The sequence below is a fragment of the Polaribacter sp. SA4-10 genome, assembly GCF_002163835.1.
Classification (GTDB): Bacteria; Bacteroidota; Bacteroidia; order Flavobacteriales; family Flavobacteriaceae; genus Polaribacter.
In genome coordinates this window covers 1,408,818-1,424,422 of record NZ_CP019331.1, presented here as the reverse complement: position 1 = coordinate 1,424,422, position 15,605 = coordinate 1,408,818, and the positions used below count along the sequence as shown (strand labels likewise).

Genomic DNA, 15,605 nt, shown 5'->3' with positions numbered 1-15,605 from the left:
ATTTTTATTCATGTCTAAAGAATTAAAAACAGGAATTGTTGCGGTATTAATTATTGCTATTTTTGTATGGGGGTATAATTTTCTAAAAGGTAAAAACTTGTTAGACCCAAATTCACGTCAATTTAAAGTTGAGTATAGTAATATTGGTGGTTTAAGTAAGGCTAGCTTGGTTACAATAAATGGATTAAAGGTTGGTAAAGTAGATAAAATTAAATTTAATAAAGAAAATGATAAAAAAGGTCATTTAGTTGTTAGTTTTTCTATGGATAATGATTTTCAGTTCTCTAAAAACAGTGTTGTTAAAATATATTCGCCAAGCCCTTTAGGAGGTTCTAATTTAGCGATTATACCTGATTATGAAGGGGAAACTGCTGTTTCTGGAGATCTACTTAAGGGCGAAATAGAATCTAGTTTATTTACATCAATTGGAGAGAAGCTAGATCCACTTCAAGAAAAATTAGAGCGTGTAATTGTTAGTGCAGATTCATTATTTAAGAACATCAATAATGTACTAGACTTAAAAACTCAAAAAAGTTTAAAAACATCTGTAAAAACATTAGAGTATACATTGTTTGATATTAAAAAAAGCGTACATACTGCAAGTGGTATTTTAGATTCTACAGCTGTAGATTTAAAAGAAACTATTAGAAATACTAGATATATTACTGAAAACTTAGCTAAAGTTTCAGATACATTAGCAAATTCTAATATCGGTGGAGTTATTAGAAAATCAGAAATTACATTAAATTCAGTAAATACTATTTTAGATGGTATTGATAAAGGAAAAGGTTCTTTAGGTAAATTTGTAAATGATAATGCGATGTATGATAATTTAACAAATGTTTCTAAAGAATTAGAATTGTTGTTAAGAGAAATGAAATTGAATCCTAAAAGATTTGTGCATTTTTCTTTATTTGGAAAAAGGGCAAAACCTTATGATCCAAAGAAGAATGAAAAGAATGAGACAAGTCAATAATAATTTATAAAACACTAATATGCAGTATTTACCAAACATGTTTTTTGCCTTAGCACTTATTGTGGGAATTGGTTTTTTTGTGATGAATATTCGCAAATTGTTTAGAAACATCAAATTAGGTAAAGATGTTAATAGAACAGATAAGAAACCAGAAAGACTAAAAAATATGATAAAGATTGCTTTAGGGCAATCTAAAATGGTAAGAAGACCACTCTCAGGGTTTTTACATATTATTGTTTATGTAGGTTTTGTTATTATAAATATAGAAGTTTTAGAAATTATTATTGATGGATTGTTTGGAACTCACAGAATATTTCAAGGCTTTTTAGGTGATGGTTTTTATGGCTTCTTAATTGCAACTTTTGAAATTTTAGCAACGCTAGTTTTTGTAGCAGTAACTGTTTTCTGGTTAAGAAGAAATATTGCAAATATTAAACGTTTCTTAAGTAAAGAAATGAAAGGTTGGCCAAAAAATGATGGAAATAACATTCTTTATTTTGAAATGGTTTTAATGTCTTTGTTTTTAATAATGAATGCAACAGATATTTCATTTCAACAAGCAGGAGTTGGAAATCCAATAAGTCAATTTCTTACACCGCTATTTAATAGTTTTTCTCCAGAAGCAATTCATACTATAGAAAGAACTACTTGGTGGATTCATATTTTAGGGATTTTAGTTTTCTTAAATTATTTATACTATTCAAAGCATTTACATATTTTATTAGCTTTCCCAAACACCTATTTTGCGAACCTAAACCCTAAAGGACAGTTTACAAATTTAGAATCGGTAACAAACGAAGTTAAATTAATGATGGATCCAGATGCAGATCCTTATGCAATGCCAGAAGAAGGAGCAGAAGAAACGGTACCAGAAAAATTTGGCGCTTCAGATGTTGCTGATTTAAATTGGGTTCAATTATTAAACGCTTATACGTGTACAGAGTGTGGACGTTGTACTTCTGCTTGCCCTGCAAACCTTACTGGTAAAGAGTTGTCTCCTCGTAAAATTATGATGGATACAAGAGATCGTTTGGAAGAAGTTGGGAAGAATATAGATGCAAATGGAGGAACATTTAAAGATGATGGAAAACAATTATTAAACGATTATATTTCACCAGAAGAACTTTGGGCGTGTACAAGCTGTAATGCTTGTGTTGAAGAATGTCCTGTAAATATAGATCCACTGTCAATTATTATGGATATGAGAAGGTATTTAGTTATGGAAGAAAGTGCAGCGCCACAAGAATTAAATATGATGATGACAAACATCGAAAACAATGGTGCTCCTTGGCAATACAACCAACAAGACAGGTTAAACTGGGCAAATGAAGAGTAAGATTAATTTTTAATTTTAAGTTTTTAATTATTAGTTTAAATAACTAAACACTCAAAATTTAACACTCAAAACTAAAGATATGAACGTACCAACAATGGCAGATATGATGGCTCAAGGAAAACAACCAGAAGTGTTGTTTTGGGTTGGGGCAGCAGGAAGTTATGATGATAGAGCAAAAAAAATATCAAGAGCATTTGTAAAAATTCTTCATCAAGCTAATGTAGATTTCGCAGTTTTAGGAACAGAAGAATCATCTACTGGAGATGCAGCAAAAAGAGCAGGAAATGAGTTTTTGTTTCAGATGCAAGCAATGATGAATATTGAAGTTTTAAATGGTTATGAAGTAAAGAAAATTGTTACTTGTGATCCACATTCATTTAATACTTTAAAAAATGAATATCCAAGTTTAGGTGGTAAATATGAAGTTTTTCATCACACACAATTTCTTCAAAATTTAATTTCTGAAGGGCGTTTAAAAATTGATAATACTACATTAAAAGGTAAGAGAGTAACATTTCATGACCCTTGTTATTTAGGAAGAGCAAATGAAGTGTATGAGTCTCCAAGAAATTTAATTAAAAGACTTGGTGTTAATTTAACAGAAATGAAGCGTAACAAATCTACAGCTTTATGTTGTGGAGCAGGAGGAGCGCAAATGTTTAAAGATGCTGAAAAAGGAGATAAAGAAATTAATGTTTTAAGAACAGAAGAAGCCTTAGAAACCAAACCTCAAATTATTGCAACGGGCTGTCCTTATTGTAATACAATGATGACAGACGGAATTAAATTCAAAGAAAAAGAAGCTGAGGTTCTAGTAAAAGATATTGCAGAATTAATTGCAGAAGCTAATAATTTATAATTATGAAAAAATATTTAATAGTACTTGTTTTTGGCTTGTTGTTCTTTTCTTGTGAAAAAAAAGAGATTAAAAATAAAACGGTTAAGGATGTGAATTCTATTTTAAAAGATTCAATTAAAGAAGCTGTAATTGAAACAAAAAAAATCTCTGAACTTATTTTTACAGTTCAAGTAGCAGCTTTATTAAACAAAAACTCTTCATTTAATAAAATAGAAAATATTAAAATTTATAATGAAGGAAATTTAATAAAATACAGATTTGGAGCATTTACAACTTATAATGAAGCTAAAGAATTTAGAAAATCCATTTTAACTAATTATCCAGATGCTTTTGTGCAGGCGATAAAAAATGGAGAACCAATCAAAATTAATGAGGCTTTATAATAATTAATGTTTTATTCTAAAATGATAAAAAACTACATAAAAGTAGCGTGTTTAATAACTTTACCTTTACTTGTTTCTGGAAATTACGGGCAGTTTTTTAGAAACCAAACCAATTATTAACACAACTAGTTTTCCTTATTATATTACAAACATCACTTTTGGAGTATAACTCAAAGAAAAACAAGTTAAAGATATTGCAATTAATTACAGAAGTAAATCATTTATAGTCTATATATATGCCAGTAATAAAAGAACAAGATTTAGGAGAATTATATTCAGAACTAGATAGCCTAAAAGTAGAAAAAGAAAATCTACAAGCAGGTTTTATAGATTTAAAAATGAAATCAACAAAAATAGAAAAGCAAAATAAGAGAAACATAATTCTTCTTATTATAGCAGCAATACTACTTGTAGGGTTGTTTGTGTTTTTGTATTTTAATTATGAAAAAAACTAATTCAGCTCTCAATAAAGCAGAAGAAAAGCAACTGGTTTGTTAGATAGTATTCAAAAATTAACTCCATTAGTTTCTAATATAAATAAAGCGGAGGTTTTATATACAATACAATTGGGTGTTTTTAAGAATCTAGATGTAGAATTTAATAATAATGAAAACACTAATTTTAGAGAGGTTCTAACAGAAAAAGGAAACGCATATCAAATAGGTGCTTTTACAAGATATAAAAAGACAACAAGTTTTAAAGAGGAAATTAAAAAAATAGGATTAAAAGATGTTTTTTTAGTTCCTTATTATAGAGATAAAGAAAGAATTGGCATTAAAGAAGCATTAAGGTTAAGTAATGAGGAAGAGTTTATTAAAGATTAACAAATAATTTTATGCTTAAAAACTACATAAAAGCAGCACGTTTAAGAACTTTACCTTTATCGGTTTCTGGTATTATTGTAGGTAGTTTTTTAGGGAATCAGGTCTTTTATGATAATTCTTTAATAAATCAAAAGGCTACTTTATTATTCTCGCCAATTTTTTGGTTAGCAATTTTAACAACAATTGGTTTTCAAGTATTATCAAATTTTGCAAATGATTATGGAGATGGAATAAAAGGTTCAGATAAAAATAGACAAGGTGAAGCAAGAATGGTTTCTTCTGGAGCAATTACTCCAAAACAAATGAAATTTGCAATGATTGTAACTACAGTTATTACATTAATTGTTGCTTTATTTTTAATTTATACAGCTTTTGGTAAAGAAGATTTTGGGTATTCAGTTTTGTTTTTCCTCTTAGGAATTGCTTCAATTGCAGCAGCTATAAAATATACAGTTGGTAATTCTGCTTATGGTTATAGTGGTTTTGGTGATGTTTTTGTATTTCTATTCTTTGGTTTATTGAGCGTTGTTGGAAGTTATTTTTTATATACAAAATATATTCACGTTACTATTTTTCTTCCAGGGTTTTCAATTGGTTTATTAAGTGTTGCGGTATTAAATTTGAACAATATGAGAGATCAAATTGAAGATAAAAAAAACAGCAAGAATACATTAGTGGTGAAATTGGGAAGTCAAAAAGCAAAAGTATATCACTTTTTATTAATTATTTTTGCGTTAATATTTGCACTTCTTTATTCAGTATTACATTATAAATCACCAATTCAATTTATTTATTTAATTGCATTTATTCCTTTATTTAAAAATATGATTGTTGTAGCAAAGAACATTATTTTTTCTGAATTAGATAGTGAGTTAAAGAAAGTAGCATTGAGTACATTTTTGTTTGCCGTTTTTTTTGGAATAGGACAAATCCTTTAAATATAATTTATGAAAACAATAAAAATAATTTTAGGTATTATTACTGCGTTTGTTGTCGTTTTTCTTGTTACTGGTCTTCTCATAAAAGAAACCAATTACGAAGCTCAAATAGCAATAAATAAGCCAATAAATGAGGTTTTTAAAACCTTTAATAATATAGAAAATATTAAAAAATGGATTCCAGAAGTGATCTCTTTTGAAGTTGTAAAGATTACTCCTGGTATAATAGGAAGCATTTATAAGATTGCAGTCCAAAATCAAGGTCAAGAAATTACAATGACTGAGAAAGTAATGGCTTATGTGCCTAATGAGAAAGTAACATTATTTTTTGATGCTGAAAATATGTTAAAGAAAGATGATTATACCTTTACGGAAAAAGAGGGTATAACTACGATTAAATTAAGTGCATCTTGTAAAAGTGATTCTTTTATTATGGCGTGTGTTTTTCCTTATTTTAAAGGAACTTTTAAAAAACAAGACCAAACGTATTTGAATAATTTTAAAGCATTTGTAGAAAAATAATAAATTTTTAGTTTGATAAAAGCTTCTTATAAAAAATACATCCTCAATTTTAAAAACCCAAGTGGCACTTCACGTGGCGTTTTAAAAACGAAAGAAACTTGGTTTATTATTTTAGAAGAAAAGAATAAAATTGGTATAGGAGAAACAGGCTTATTTATTGGTTTAAGTATAGATGATGTTCCTAATTATGAAGAAAAACTTAATTGGGTTTGTAAAAACATTGATTTAGGATTATGTTTTTTATTAAAAGAACTCATAGACTTCCCCTCAATACAATTTGGATTAGAACAAGCTTTCTTATCCCTAAAAAGTAAAACTTCCTTTGAATTATTCCCTTCAGAATTTACACAAGGAAAAGAATCAATTCCTATTAATGGTTTAGTTTGGATGGGAGATTCCTCTTTTATGAAAAAACAAATAAAAGAGAAGTTAGCGCATGGTTTTTCTTGTATTAAAATGAAAATTGGAGCCATTAATTTTGATCAAGAAATTGCTTTGCTAAAATCAATAAGAAAAGAGTTCTCATCTAATGAAATTGAATTAAGAGTAGATGCAAACGGTGCATTTAAACCACAAGATGCACTAAAGAAATTAGAGCAATTATCTTTGTTAGGGATCCACTCCATAGAACAACCCATAAAACAAGGTCAGTTGCAGGAAATGGCAGCACTGTGTTTAAAAACACCATTGCCTATTGCATTGGATGAAGAATTGATTGGTGTGTTTTCATCCGAAGAAAAAAAGCAATTATTAGCAACCATAAAACCACAATATATTATTCTAAAACCAAGTTTAATTGGTGGTTTTTCTGGAAGCAAAGAATGGATTAATTTAGCAGAGAAAAATAATTGTGGTTGGTGGATAACTTCTGCTTTAGAAAGTAATGTTGGTTTAAATGCAATTGCACAATTTACTTTTACTTTGCAAAGTAAAATGCCACAAGGTTTAGGAACTGGTGGCTTATTTACTAATAATTTTGAAAGCCCTTTAGAGGTTAATAATGGGACTTTACAATATAATAATCCCGAAAAATGGAATTTTAATTTATAGAAAATGAATTTTATACAACAAGCATTTAAAGGGAAAAATGAATGGTATCATTGGGTAATTACTCTTCTTTTAATTTTCTTTGGATGGCAAGTTTTAGGTGTTTTGCCTTTAATGACAGTTGCTTTTATGCATTCTGTAGATATGGGGGAGTTTACAAAAGCTTCTGCAGATAGTTTTATGACATTGGGAATTAATAGTAATCTCTTTCTGTTTTTGATGGTGTTAATGTTTTTTCTAGGTTTAATATTTCTCTTTATTGGTGTAAAATACGTTCATAAAAGAGCTATAACTTCATTAGTAACAAGTAGAAAAACGATTGACTGGAAACGTTTTTGGTTTGGTTTTATCACCTGGGGAGTTTTGGCATTTGTTATGATTGTTTTAGGAATTTTATTATCACCAGAAGATTTTATTTGGAATTTTAAACCCGTTCCGTTTTTTACTTTAGTTGCAATTTCGTTGCTATTTTTACCATTTCAAACTAGTTTTGAAGAGCTGCTTTTTAGAGGTTATTTTATGCAGGGTTTAGGGACCTTAGCAAAAAATAGATGGTTCCCTTTAATCTTTACTTCAGTAGTTTTTGGGTTACTGCATGGCGCCAACCCTGAGGTAGAAAAACTAGGTTATATTTCTATGGTTTTTTATATTGGAACAGGTTTGTTTTACGGAATTACAACTTTAATGGATGAAGGAACTGAATTGGCGCTGGGTTTACACGCAATAAATAATATTGTTGCTGCATTTTTTGTAACAACAAATTGGACCGTTTTTCAAACGGATGCCTTATTTATAGATACTTCTGAACCATCTGTTGGTTGGGAAATGTTTTTTCCTGTATTGGTTTTATATCCGTTAATGTTATTGTTTTTTTCTAAAAAATATGGATGGAAAAACTGGAAAGAAAAACTAATAGGAAAAATTGAAAAACCTGTTACTTTAAAAGAGAATTATAGCATTTTAGATGAAATTGGAACAGAATAATATTCATACGTCTTTTCAAATAAACGGAAAATCATTTTCGTCGGTTGATGCGTTGCTAAATTATACGAAAACAATCTCTGAAACTATTTATCAGTTTTTAACTGATTGGTTTTCTGACGATGATTTTATTTGCGTAAAAACATCAGGATCTACCGGTAAACCGAAGTTGATTAAGTTGCAAAAAGTAAACATGATAAATTCTGCATTGGCTACTGGAATTTTCTTTGATTTAAAAGAAAATACAACAGCTTTATTGTGCTTACCTACAGAATACATTGCTGGTAAAATGATGTTGATTAGAGCCATTGTATTGGGCTGGAAATTAGATGTGATTGAGGCCGATTCTTATCCTTTAAAAAACAGTAATAAAGTGTATGATTTTTCTGCAATGGTAACATTGCAATTAGAAAATTCATTAGACAGGCTAGAAAAAGTTAAAAAGTTAATTGTTGGTGGAGGAGTCGTTGCTAAAGAACTTCAGAATAAACTAAAAAGTAAAACTACTCAAGTTTTTGCTACCTATGGAATGACGGAAACAATAACACATATTGCAGTTAAAAAGCTAAACAATTTAAAAATAAAACCTGCTTTTTATCACGTTTTACCAAACGTAACTATTTATAAAAATGAGGATAATTGTTTGGTGATTGACGCTCAAAAAGTAGCAGAAGAAATTATTTTCACAAATGACGTTGTAGCATTAATTTCTGATACAGAATTTGAATGGTTAGGTAGGTTTGATAACGTAATTAATTCTGGAGGAATTAAATTGCATCCAGAGAAAATAGAAGAGAAGTTATTAGAAATTATTGAGCAACGTTTTTTTGTAGCAGGAATTCCTGATAAAAAATTAGGAGAAAAGCTGGTTTTGGTTGTTGAAGGAAATCATCAAAATATTAGCTTTAAAAATGCTAACCTTTCTAAATTCGAAGTTCCAAAAGAAATTTATTTTGTTAATGAATTTATAGAAACTGAGACAAAAAAAATCCAACGAAATAAAACGTTGGATTTGATAAGTTTTATAAGATAGAAATTCTACATTTCCATAGAATGATATACGTTTTGTACATCATCATCTTCTTCTAATTTTTCTAATAATTTTTCAACATCAGCTTGCTGTTCTTCATTGAGTTTAGTGGTTGTAGTTGGAATTCTTTCAAACCCAGAAGATAAAATTTCCACATTCTCTCCTTCAAAGTAAGTTTGTATCGCTCCAAATTGTTCAAACGGTGCATAAATGATAACTCCTTCTTCGTCATCAAAAACTTCTTCAACTTCAAAATCGATAAGTTCTAATTCTAATTCTTCTAATTCAATGGTAATATCTTCTTTTTTAATAGTGAACGTACAAACATGATCAAACATAAAAATAACGGAACCAGAAGTGCCTAAGTTTCCATCACACTTATTAAAAGCAGATCTAACATTGGCTACTGTTCTGTTGTTATTATCCGTTGCAGTTTCTAAAACAAGTGCTATTCCGTGAGGTGCATAACCTTCAAAAAGTGCTTCTTTGTAGTTTGCAGTGTCTTTATCTGTTGCTTTTTTTATCGCTCTTTCTACATTCTCTTTAGGCATGTTTGCAGCTTTTGCATTCTGCATAACAGCTCTTAACCTAGAATTTGAATCAGGATTTGTACCACCATCTTTAATAGCCATAACAATGTCTTTACCAATTCTAGTAAAAGTTTTTGCCATTGCTGACCATCGTTTCATCTTACGTCCTTTTCTAAGTTCGAATGCTCTACCCATTTTTAGTGATTGTTTTGTGTAAAAATTAATATTGTAGCAAATGTAAAAAATTAGGAAGTTGTATCACAACTTTTCTATAACAGTTTTTAGCCTGTGTGGTAGATTGATAACTAAACCGCCACTATATAGTAAAATCATTATTTTAGGAAAAAGACTAAAATAGTTTGAATCGGATTGTAGATCTAATGGTTAAATTGAAATAGGGTGTTTAGATGAAACGTGTTTAACAGGGTTATAAATTTAAATTCATTAAAACCCGTTATATACAGTCAAATATTTATTATTAATTTCTTTTTTATTACCGCTGTAATTTACAAAATCCATTCCTTTTATAAATTGATGAGGCTATTTGTCTAAACACTCTTTTATTATGTTAAGAACTAAAAACATAAGGCTTAATGATTTTGAAAAAATTTATTTCCTCATTTTCAGGAACTAATTTTTCTTAAAAAAAACTCTTCTAATTACTCTAATACTCTCTTCTGATTTTTCGAAAAAAAAACTAAATTATAGTCTAATTCTTTAATAATTTTCAATCTTTTAAATTCATTTTTTCTTCATGTAAAATAATAATTAGTAACTAAAGTTTTTTTGTTGTCCGCGTTTTTTTTCTATTTTATTGAGTTGTCTAAATTATATTAGATTTCACTTTTTTTTCTCACTCACTTAAAATTTGATTACACTCTTAATTTTTTAAGCTATCTGTCAACCAATTATAATATTCATCTGTAGAAGTATATTGTTTTACTTCATTCAGTATTTCTAATTGATTACTCATCGTTACATAATAGGGTTGAGAAGCTGTTTGAAAATTGAGGTATTGAAAAGTGGACCATTTATCTCCAATAGTTTCTATAGATTTTAAATGATTCTTATTCAACTTAACTTTAAATTGATCTTCTTTAGGTAATTCTTTTCTATCATCGATATATAATGAAATTAATACATATTCATTTTTTAAAACTTCATATACTTTTGGATTGCTCCAAACATTTTCTTCCATTTTTCTGCAATTAACACAAGCCCAACCTGTAAAATCTAATAATATAGGTTTGTTGGTTGCTTTTGCAAACGCAAGACCTTTATCAAAATCTTTAAAACAATTTAAACCTAAAGGACAATCTGATTCTTGTTCATAAAGACTATAAAAAGTTGGAGGAGGAAAACCAGCTAATAACTTTAAATGTGAGTTTTTAGTAAGTCCAGTTCCTAGATAAATTACAAAAGCAATTATTAAAACTGCAAATGAAACTTTTGGAAAACTGAATTTCTTTTTACCATCATGAGGAAATCTAATAAAACCAAAGAAATATAAAGCCATGAGTAAGAAAATTACCATCCAAATTCCAATAAAAATTTCTCTTTTTAAGATTCCCCAATGAGAAACTAAATCAGCATTTGATAAAAATTTAAAGGCTAATGCAAGCTCAATAAAACCTAATACTACTTTAACAGTTGTTAACCAACCACCTGATTTCGGTAGTGATTTTAAAAGATTAGGGAATAGCGCAAAAAGTCCAAAAGGTAATGCAAGTGCCAATCCAAACCCTGTCATTCCTGCTGTTAATTGAAATGCGCCTCCATCACTTGTAAGTGAGCCAGCAAGTAAAGATCCTAAAATGGGTCCTGTACACGAAAACGAGACTAATGCAAGGGTTACTGCCATAAAGAAGATACCAATAAGACCACCTGTACTTGATGCAGCATCCATCTTATTGGACCAAGAACTAGGAAGTGTTAATTCATAATATCCGAAAAACGAAAAAGAGAAGAAAATAAAAATCACAAAGAAGATAACATTCAACCAAATATTGGTTGATATTGTATTTAAAATTTCAGGATCTACCGAATCTAAGAAATGAAAAGGTATGCTTAATGCAACATAAATTACTACAATAAATACCCCATATAGTACCGCATTTGTAATTCCTTTACTTCTAGTTCCTGATTGTTTTGTAAAAAAAGAAACAGTAAGTGGTATCATGGGAAATACGCAAGGAGTTAACAGCGCCACAAGACCTCCCAAAAAACCAAGGACAAAAATTTTCCACAAATTACTTTCTAAAGTAATTTCTTCTGAACCAGATTGTAAACGTTCTTTATGCTTTAAATCTAGCAACAAACTATTTGAAAGTAGTTTACTTTTTTTATCTAGGATTACATTCGTAAGAACCATTTTACTTCCATCTAAATTTAGGGTAAAATATGCTTCTTTATTAATGCAAACTTCTTTACAGGCTTGATAATCTAGTTTTATAGATATTTTTTTGATATCCTTATTTAGGATTTTTATCCGTTGGATAAATTCAGCTTTATTAAGAAAATAGGTTTCATTTACCTCAAAAACATTACTGTAAGCCGAAATTGTTTTGCTCTCTTTGGCAGCGCCAATAAGTTCATAATTTCCATCTAAATTCTCAAAAGAAAGCACTGAAGGCAAAGAGCCAGCTTCATTTGTAAATTGTGAGAATACATGCCATTCTTTATCAATAGTTCCTGTTATAATAACATTATATTCAGTATCAGAAACTTTTTCAACTTTAGAATCCCATTTAACGGGTTTAATTATTCCTTCTTGTGCATTTAAGGTAAGACTAATAAGTGTAATTAAAATTATTACTATTTTTTTCATTTTTAGGTGTGGTATTTAAACCTACTTGATTTAACAATCAAAAGGTAGCGTTGTTTTTATAAAAAACAGAGAAGTTAATCCATTACAAATTTTAAGGCAACATTTATGACATTAGAACCAAATGCGGTATCTCTATCATATTTATAATATTTTAAGTCGATACTCTTTAATCCAAATTGCCATATATGAGATTTTGCGAAAATATCTGTGTATGAAAACCCAAAACTAAACTGATTTGAATTAAATGCTGAAAGATCGTAATCTGAAGTATAGTATTTATCTGTAGATAAATGTTGATCATAAGGTGCAAAATAATTTGCTGCTGTTTGTGTATAAAACCTATAAGAAGGATATAATGTAAATTTGTCTGACACTTTTATAGGAATTTCTAGACTAGCTGTATGAGATTTTAAACCCCAATCGTCAAAATAATAACGATAATAGGTTCTTACAACAAAAGTTTCATTTATATAATAATTAAATCGCATTCCAATTGGAGTTTTAAATCTACTAGTTGGCAATCTTTCAATATCATCTGCTAATTGAAAAACATCTTTATTGTTGCTTGAAGTGTAGTTTGAGATACTATTTGCATTACCAATGTAATAATTTGCTACATCTTTAAAATAAACTCGCTGTAACGGGTTCGCTAACCAACCCTGTTGATTTACCACATCTAAGAACAATGATATTTGCGCGTTTTGACTTAATATCTGTGAAAAACTTAGAGAAGCTGAATATGTATTTCTAGATTTATCTTGTATAATATTAAATTCACCTCCTAAAGGTTTCCAACTAGTACTTGCATTTCCATTTTGGTTTAAAATAGTAATTCCATTAAAAAAGCCTTGACTTAAATCTCCATTTACCAACTTAAATGATTTTAATTCTGTTGGATAAATACCGCTCCAATTATCAATATATACTTTAGTACTGATACCCAAAGTAGTGTTTTTTTTGTTGAATTGTTTTAAGATTCCATCACCAAAACCTACAGAAGTATAATCATATTCTGAGGAAAAAGAAGCATTTACATTCCAGCTAAAATCTCTATCATTAGAAGTATGTGAATAATCGGCACTTATGGTTGACCAAACATCGCTTTTAGAAGCACCAGATGAAGCAACCCAAGGACTACCAATAGTGTTTGCTGCTACAGCCCTACTTTTGTCATCGTAATCATCATCGTCATCGTCATCATCGTATCCGTTTCCAGAAGCTCCAGTAGAGTCGAAAGGATTTCCATTACTAGAAGAAGCAGAAGTATACGCAGAAATTCCTGCATCAATGGTTAAAACATCGTCTGCATTTATTGGTAAACTTATAATTATTGATGAAGCGATGTCTGTTAAAAATTCATTTCCTATACCTCCTGTAACAGAAGCATTATCTCCATTTTGCACATAGTAACTCGCTAAAAAATCTACTTCTGTAGTTTCTAAAATACGTTTTTTATATACTTTTGTTGCATCTTTTTGAGCAGAAATAGTTTGTATAAAAAAAAGTGCAACTAGTATAAAAGAATATTTCATAATATCATTATTTTTTTAATTAATTACAACCACAGCCACCACCAGATTTACCACCATTTGCACCTGCAGCTCCTTCACGATATACTTGAGCAATAGTTTCATATCTACCAACTTTTTTTTGAGCCAATGCCATATCTGGATCATTAATTTTTATTTTTTCATAATCTTTAACTGCAACACATGAACTTGCAAACAGAATTAAACCTATAAGAACTAAACTTTTTTTAATCATTTTTTATCGTTTTTAATTGTATGTTTTTAGATGTAATCATTTTATTATTCTCATTAACAATAATGCATTCAACACCTTTTAATTGGTTTATAAAATTTAACCCAGTTTCTGCACCCATTACAAAAACGGAAGTAGCTAATGCATCTGCTAATTCTGCTGTTTTTGTAAAAATTGTTACACTTAGAACACCGGTAGCAGGATACCCTGTTCTTGGATCTATTATATGTGTATATAAAACGTTATTGAATTTTACATATTTTTCATAATTACCTGAGGTTACCACTGCGCTATTATTTACAGGCATCCAAGAAAATACTTTCTCTTTATTTAATGGGTTTACAATTGCTACTAACCATTCTTTACCAGTAGGTTGTGTTCCCCAAGCATTTAAATCTCCTGAAGCATTAATAATACCAGAAGTTACTCCTGATTTTTGCAATAATATTTTTGCTTTATCAGCCGCATATCCTTTTCCTAGTGCACCAAAACCAATTTTCATTCCTTTTTTCTTCAGAAATACAGATTGATTTTTTTCATTCAAAACTATATTTTGATAGCCTACTTTTTCAACAGATTTTTTAATAATATCTTTAGAGGGCATTTCTGTCATGCTTCCATCAAAAAACCAAACATTATCCATTGAAGCGTAACTAATATCGAAAGCACCATTTGTAAGTTTAGAAATTTTTAATGCTCGTTTTATGAGTTGAAATAATTCTACACCTACTTTTACAGGTTTTATTCCTGCATTTCGATTAATCTCTGATGTTTGTGAATTTTTATCCCAAGAAGAAATTAATTTTTCGATTCTTGTAATTTCTATAACTGCTGTATTTATTTGTCTATTTGCAGTCATAGAATCTTTTGCAACTAAAGTAATCTCAAAATGACACCCCATAAGTTTAAGTGTTTTCTTATAGGGCTGCTGACCATAATTTACTAAAGAAAAAAACAAGGCAAATAAAAAGATTGGAGCTTTCATATTATTTTAAAATTTTAAACAAAAATTAAGCTGTAATGCTTAAGATGTTACCATCTAATGAAGTATTGTAAGTTGTTAGATTATTACTTCCTTTACTATTTAGACCACTTCCTGCTAAATTAAACCGAGCTGAATGCTCTGTACAATAATATTCATTATTCCTAAAAATAATTTTATCTCTAGGTTCATGACTACATCTTACAGTTGCTGCTACATAGTTGTCAGATAAGTCTTTTGCAACAACAATATTATTTTTAATTAAGTACCCACCATTATTTTTTAAAGCACTTGATGAAGCTGCAGACAGGTCTATAGTTAAAAACGCACCTGTTACGGGGTCTGGGTTTAGGGCAATATCATCTGGAAACATATCTCCATTATCATTTGTACAGCCACCTAAACAAGAGAAAGTTATCGCGAATGCAGCACCTGCTCCAATTGATTTTAAAAATTCTTTACGATTCATAATATTTGAGTGTTTATTTTTTTACTACTTTTAAATGTTCTTTAGAACTTATACAACTTCAAAACAAAAAAAACCACTTTTTATATTTGTTATTATTTTTACGTATTAACCAAACATTGTTTACAATTCTATCTTGGTTC

Annotated in this window: 17 protein-coding genes; 11 read left to right on the top strand and 6 right to left on the bottom strand. The window is 29.2% G+C overall.

Annotated elements, in window-relative coordinates; genetic code table 11:
* Positions 1–10 precede the first annotated feature (10 nt).
* The 11 genes from BTO04_RS06285 to BTO04_RS06235 all read left to right on the top strand — a co-directional run bounded on the left by BTO04_RS06285 (position 11) and on the right by BTO04_RS06235 (position 8,899).
* Positions 11–976 carry an MlaD family protein gene (locus BTO04_RS06285; protein WP_087563690.1) on the top strand — a complete coding sequence of 322 codons (966 nt, stop codon included), beginning with the start codon at positions 11–13 and terminating at the stop codon, positions 974–976.
* A 19-nt stretch (positions 977–995) separates the two neighbouring features.
* Positions 996–2,312: a (Fe-S)-binding protein gene (locus BTO04_RS06280; RefSeq protein ID WP_087563689.1), complete on the top strand. Its 1,317-nt coding sequence runs from the start codon at positions 996–998 to the stop codon at positions 2,310–2,312.
* A gap of 79 nt (positions 2,313–2,391) precedes the next feature.
* Complete coding sequence (locus tag BTO04_RS06275; protein WP_087563688.1) at positions 2,392–3,171, top strand: (Fe-S)-binding protein; 780 nt, start codon at positions 2,392–2,394, stop codon at positions 3,169–3,171.
* 2 nt (positions 3,172–3,173) lie between these two features.
* Positions 3,174–3,554, top strand: a complete 381-nt coding sequence (locus tag BTO04_RS06270; RefSeq protein WP_087563687.1) for an SPOR domain-containing protein — start codon at positions 3,174–3,176, stop codon at positions 3,552–3,554.
* Positions 3,555–3,790: 236 nt separating this feature from the next.
* On the top strand, positions 3,791–4,009 hold the full coding sequence (locus BTO04_RS06265; RefSeq protein ID WP_087563686.1) for a hypothetical protein: 219 nt from the start codon (positions 3,791–3,793) through the stop codon (positions 4,007–4,009).
* A gap of 36 nt (positions 4,010–4,045) precedes the next feature.
* A complete protein-coding gene (locus tag BTO04_RS06260) occupies positions 4,046–4,378 on the top strand; it encodes a hypothetical protein (RefSeq protein WP_087563685.1) in 333 nt (110 codons plus the stop codon).
* An 11-nt stretch (positions 4,379–4,389) separates the two neighbouring features.
* Positions 4,390–5,316 (top strand): 1,4-dihydroxy-2-naphthoate octaprenyltransferase, encoded by a 927-nt coding sequence (gene menA / locus BTO04_RS06255; RefSeq protein ID WP_087563684.1) that lies wholly within the window; start codon positions 4,390–4,392, stop codon positions 5,314–5,316.
* Between the two features lie 9 nt (positions 5,317–5,325).
* Complete coding sequence (locus BTO04_RS06250) at positions 5,326–5,838, top strand: SRPBCC family protein (RefSeq protein ID WP_087563683.1); 513 nt, start codon at positions 5,326–5,328, stop codon at positions 5,836–5,838.
* 12 nt (positions 5,839–5,850) lie between these two features.
* Positions 5,851–6,888 carry an o-succinylbenzoate synthase gene (locus BTO04_RS06245; protein WP_087563682.1) on the top strand — a complete coding sequence of 346 codons (1,038 nt, stop codon included), beginning with the start codon at positions 5,851–5,853 and terminating at the stop codon, positions 6,886–6,888.
* Between the two features lie 3 nt (positions 6,889–6,891).
* Positions 6,892–7,869: a CPBP family intramembrane glutamic endopeptidase gene (locus BTO04_RS06240; protein ID WP_087563681.1), complete on the top strand. Its 978-nt coding sequence runs from the start codon at positions 6,892–6,894 to the stop codon at positions 7,867–7,869.
* Positions 7,850–8,899 carry an AMP-binding protein gene (locus tag BTO04_RS06235; protein WP_087563680.1) on the top strand — a complete coding sequence of 350 codons (1,050 nt, stop codon included), beginning with the start codon at positions 7,850–7,852 and terminating at the stop codon, positions 8,897–8,899. Before BTO04_RS06240 ends, BTO04_RS06235 begins: the two co-directional genes overlap by 20 nt.
* 5 nt (positions 8,900–8,904) lie before the next feature.
* Here BTO04_RS06235 and BTO04_RS06230 read toward each other — a convergent pair whose 3' ends face one another.
* The 6 genes from BTO04_RS06230 to BTO04_RS06205 all read right to left on the bottom strand — a co-directional run bounded on the left by BTO04_RS06230 (position 8,905) and on the right by BTO04_RS06205 (position 15,465).
* Positions 8,905–9,621 (bottom strand): YebC/PmpR family DNA-binding transcriptional regulator, encoded by a 717-nt coding sequence (locus tag BTO04_RS06230; RefSeq protein WP_087563679.1) that lies wholly within the window; start codon positions 9,619–9,621, stop codon positions 8,905–8,907.
* A 685-nt stretch (positions 9,622–10,306) separates the two neighbouring features.
* Complete coding sequence (locus tag BTO04_RS06225) at positions 10,307–12,253, bottom strand: protein-disulfide reductase DsbD (RefSeq protein ID WP_087563678.1); 1,947 nt, start codon at positions 12,251–12,253, stop codon at positions 10,307–10,309.
* A 74-nt stretch (positions 12,254–12,327) separates the two neighbouring features.
* A complete protein-coding gene (locus BTO04_RS06220) occupies positions 12,328–13,785 on the bottom strand; it encodes a DUF3570 domain-containing protein (RefSeq protein WP_087563677.1) in 1,458 nt (485 codons plus the stop codon).
* Positions 13,786–13,804: 19 nt separating this feature from the next.
* A complete protein-coding gene (locus BTO04_RS06215; RefSeq protein ID WP_087563676.1) occupies positions 13,805–14,017 on the bottom strand; it encodes a DUF4266 domain-containing protein in 213 nt (70 codons plus the stop codon).
* Positions 14,010–14,999, bottom strand: a complete 990-nt coding sequence (locus BTO04_RS06210; protein ID WP_087563675.1) for an FAD:protein FMN transferase — start codon at positions 14,997–14,999, stop codon at positions 14,010–14,012. Before BTO04_RS06210 ends, BTO04_RS06215 begins: the two co-directional genes overlap by 8 nt.
* Positions 15,000–15,024: 25 nt before the next feature.
* The gene (locus BTO04_RS06205) at positions 15,025–15,465 is read right to left on the bottom strand and encodes a Rieske 2Fe-2S domain-containing protein (protein WP_087563674.1); all 441 of its coding nucleotides are present in this window, start codon (positions 15,463–15,465) and stop codon (positions 15,025–15,027) included.
* Between the last annotated feature and the right edge of the window lie 140 nt (positions 15,466–15,605).